This window comes from Azoarcus sp. TTM-91 (assembly GCF_012911025.1).
Classification (GTDB): Bacteria; Pseudomonadota; Gammaproteobacteria; order Burkholderiales; family Rhodocyclaceae; genus Azoarcus.
Genome location: NZ_WUEI01000281.1, coordinates 1 through 684, shown reverse-complemented (window position 1 = coordinate 684; position 684 = coordinate 1). Strand labels below are relative to the sequence as shown.

Genomic DNA, 684 nt, shown 5'->3' with positions numbered 1-684 from the left:
CCTTCAACCGCTTCCACCGCGTGGTGCGCGAGCTGGGCCGGGAGCTGGGCAAGGACATCGCCCTGGAGATCACCGGCGCCGACACCGAGCTCGACAAGACCATGGTCGAGAAGCTGGGCGATCCGCTGATGCACCTGGTGCGCAACGCCATCGACCACGGCCTGGAGCCCCCCGAGGCCCGCCGCGCCGCCGGCAAGCCCGAGCGCGGGCGGGTGAGCCTGAACGCTTACCACGATTCCGGCGGCATCGTCATCGAGATCGGCGACGATGGCCGCGGCCTGGACCGCGAACGCTTGCTCGCCCATGCCCGCGAGCGCGGCCTCGTCAACGACCAGGCCCAGCTCTCGGATGCGGAGGTGCACGCCCTCATCTTCGAGCCCGGCTTCTCCACCGCCGAGCAGGTCACCAACGTCTCCGGCCGCGGGGTGGGCATGGACGTGGTCAAGAAGACCATCGCCGCCCTGCGCGGCTCCATCGACATCGACACCACTCCGGGCCAGGGCACCACCCTGCGCCTGCGCCTGCCCCTCACCCTTGCCATCATCGACGGCTTCCTCGTGCGCGTGCAGGGCGTGCCCTTCGTCCTCCCCCTGGAAGCGGTGCGCGAGTGCATCGCCCTCGCCCCCGCCCTCGCCGCCGAGCGCCGCCAGTACGTCAATCTGCGCGGCGAGGTCCTCCCCTATG

1 protein-coding gene is annotated in these 684 nt (G+C 71.1%); it reads left to right on the top strand.

Going from position 1 to position 684, the window contains the following annotated elements:
- On the top strand, positions 1–684 hold a 684-nt coding region (locus GRF61_RS24230), incomplete at both ends, for an ATP-binding protein (RefSeq protein ID WP_248281436.1).